Genomic DNA, 2,578 nt, shown 5'->3' with positions numbered 1-2,578 from the left:
GCCCACCGCTAGCGCCGAGACTAAACGGTGCGGGTACGCCTCGTACAGCATCAGCACCGCGCCCCTCCGGCCCCGCCGGGCGTGGTACTGCGGCGCCCGGAGTTCGGGCAGGTCCGCGTGGACGTCGTCGTCGGGCAGTCCCTCCCAGGCATGCACCAACCGCAGGGGAAGTCCCCTGCGCAAGGCTTCCCGGGCCGCCCAGTCGGCCGCCGCCAGGCTCTCCCGGGAACCGTCCACACCGACCACGACCGGCCGCGACTGCAGCATGGTCGTCACCTCCCACGTCCGCCTGTCACCGCGCGCACGGGGCGCGGCGTCTCGGTCACACCGGCTGGGGCACGATCGCCACCGGGCAGTACGCGTGGTGGAGCAGGGTGTGACCCACCCGACCCAGCTGGAGCCCGAAGTGTCCCTCTCTGCGGTGTGCGCCGACGACCACCAGATCGGCGGCGGCCGAGCGCTGCACGAGGATCCGGCGGGCCGGTCCCTCGACGGAGACGCTGCGTAGCCTGACGCCCGGGTGGTCGCCCGACGCCTCGCGCAGCGCGGTGTCGAGCAGGTCCGAAGCCCTCTCCTCGTGCCGGCGCCCGGCGTCGTCGGCGAGCCCGGGGTGTTCTGCGGTCTCGTGTGCGGGGCAGCGCCAGGCCCGCACGGCGTCGAGGACGGAGCCGCGCACCTCCGCCTCACGGAAGGCGAACCGGACGGCCTCACCGCCGGTTGCCGTGTCCCCCACACCGAGCAGGATCCGGCCGTGGCTGCCGGCCACACCTGCGATGTCGCCCCGGACCACGACGACGGGGCGGTGCGAGCGTGCCGCCACGGCCAGCCCGACCGACCCGAGGAGCAGTCCCTGCAGCTCACCGCGGCCACGCGATCCCGTCACCAGAGCGAAGGCGCTGTTGCCCTCGTGCAGCAGTGTCTCCGCCGGCTCCTCGGGAATGACCTCAGTAGTGACCTTCACGTCCGGTTGGCGCCGTGCGGCGCGCTCTGCCGCGGAGGCGACGATGTTCTCGGCCATCACGCGCTCCGACGGGCGTTCCGTGCCGCTCGATGGAACGGCTCCCTCGTAGCGCTCCCAGAGTGAGGCGTGGACAAGGCGCAACGGCAGTCCGTGGCGAGCGGCTTCGTCCACGGCCCAGTCGACTGCCTGCAGGCTCGAATCCGATCCGTCGACGCCCACGACCAGAGGAAGTGTTGTCATCGTGCCCACCGTCTTTCATCGAGCTGCCGCGTCGGCAGCACGGAATCTCGATCTCACCGTGACACCCGTGGGTGGTCGGCACGCGGAGCTTCCTGACGCTCGTCGGGGACGTTCGGCCCATGCTGGGCCCGCGCCCTGGTGTTCCACCGCGCACGGCGGTGCGGTGAACGAACCGCTGCTCGCGCGTCCCGGGGCGTCGTGGCCCCGTGGGTGCGACGGCTCAGCAGGCGGCCGGCGACATGATCGAGCGTCGCGGTGAGGATCACGGTCAGGGCCACCGCCGCGACCAGCAGAAATGCGAACCGTTCCCAGAACTCCGCTGTGAGGCTCGTACCCACGTTCCTCACCCTCCTTCGGTCGGAGTCGTATCCGCTCACCTCCAGCCAACTCCGAAGACGGTCGCGGCGCATGAGCCGAGCGGTCCTGCTCGTGGTTCGGAGGGTCCCCTCCGTTCCTTGGGCCGAACGCCCCCCTGCCGGGTCCGAGCGACCCGTGGCGCGCACCTTCGCCCGCGCGCACGCTGGAATCGCAGAGCCCGCGTCCGAGGAGGAGAAGACATGCACGGCAGCCCGCACATCGTGAGCGACGTGATGACGCCCACCGTTGTCGCGATCGGTCGCGACGCGCCGTTCAAGGACATTGTCAGGCTGATGGAGCAGTGGAAGGTCAGCGCCCTGCCCGTGCTGGAGGGCGAGGGCCGCGTGGTCGGTGTCGTCTCCGAGGCCGACCTGCTGCCCAAGGAGGAGTTCAGGGACAGCGACCCGGACAGGTTCACCCAACTGAGCCGACTGCCCGACCTGGCCAAGGCGGGCGGGCTGACGGCCGGCGAGCTGATGAGTTCCCCCGCGGTGACGGTACGCGCCAACGCCACCCTGGCCGAGGCCGCACGCGTCATGGCCCGGCTCAAGATCAAGCGGCTGCCGGTGGTCGACGACGTGGACGTGCTCCAAGGCGTGGTGAGCCGTGCGGACCTGCTCAAAGTGTTCCTGCGGGAGGACGAGGAACTCACCGAGGAGGTACGTCACGAGGTCATCGACCACCTGTTCCCCCTCTCCGCCGATCACATACAGGTCGAGGTGTCCGAGGGTGTAGTGGCCCTCACCGGCTGGGTCGACAGCACCGCGCTGATCCCCGTGGCCGAACGTCTGGCCCGAGCGGTCGAAGGTGTGGTGGACGTCCGCTGTCACCTCGCTCAGGCATCGGTGCGGAGTGATCCAAGTTCAGAGACTTGAGGGACTTGATGGACTTTGTCCACCGTGTCCGCCCCGCAGGGACACCGCCCACGGACACGACGGTGTTGGGGCGCCGGCAAAAAACCCCGCCCCGACCACATCCGCGCGAGGGGCTCTGCCCGGGCGCGGAGCGGGCCCAGCCCCC

At 70.7% G+C, this 2,578-nt stretch carries 4 protein-coding genes; 1 reads left to right on the top strand and 3 read right to left on the bottom strand.

Features of this window, described 5'->3' with window-relative positions:
* From ACFW2E_RS31695 to ACFW2E_RS31685, 3 genes are all read right to left on the bottom strand, one after another.
* Positions 1 to 267 (bottom strand): universal stress protein (locus tag ACFW2E_RS31695; RefSeq protein ID WP_384470713.1); only part of this gene is annotated, 267 nt, incomplete at its 3' end.
* A gap of 55 nt (positions 268 to 322) precedes the next feature.
* Positions 323 to 1,201 carry a universal stress protein gene (locus ACFW2E_RS31690; protein WP_384470711.1) on the bottom strand — a complete coding sequence of 293 codons (879 nt, stop codon included), beginning with the start codon at positions 1,199 to 1,201 and terminating at the stop codon, positions 323 to 325.
* 53 nt (positions 1,202 to 1,254) lie between these two features.
* Positions 1,255 to 1,539 carry a hypothetical protein gene (locus tag ACFW2E_RS31685; RefSeq protein WP_384470708.1) on the bottom strand — a complete coding sequence of 95 codons (285 nt, stop codon included), beginning with the start codon at positions 1,537 to 1,539 and terminating at the stop codon, positions 1,255 to 1,257.
* A 219-nt stretch (positions 1,540 to 1,758) separates the two neighbouring features.
* On the opposite strand from ACFW2E_RS31685, the gene ACFW2E_RS31680 reads away from it, so the two are divergent.
* Positions 1,759 to 2,433, top strand: a complete 675-nt coding sequence (locus tag ACFW2E_RS31680) for a CBS domain-containing protein (RefSeq protein ID WP_384470705.1) — start codon at positions 1,759 to 1,761, stop codon at positions 2,431 to 2,433.
* Positions 2,434 to 2,578: the final 145 nt, after the last annotated feature.

The sequence above is a fragment of the Streptomyces sp. NPDC058964 genome, assembly GCF_042741275.1.
GTDB lineage: Bacteria > Actinomycetota > Actinomycetes > Streptomycetales > Streptomycetaceae > Streptomyces.
The sequence above is the reverse complement of the archived record's forward strand: the minus strand, read 5'-3'. Positions and strand labels throughout refer to the sequence as shown.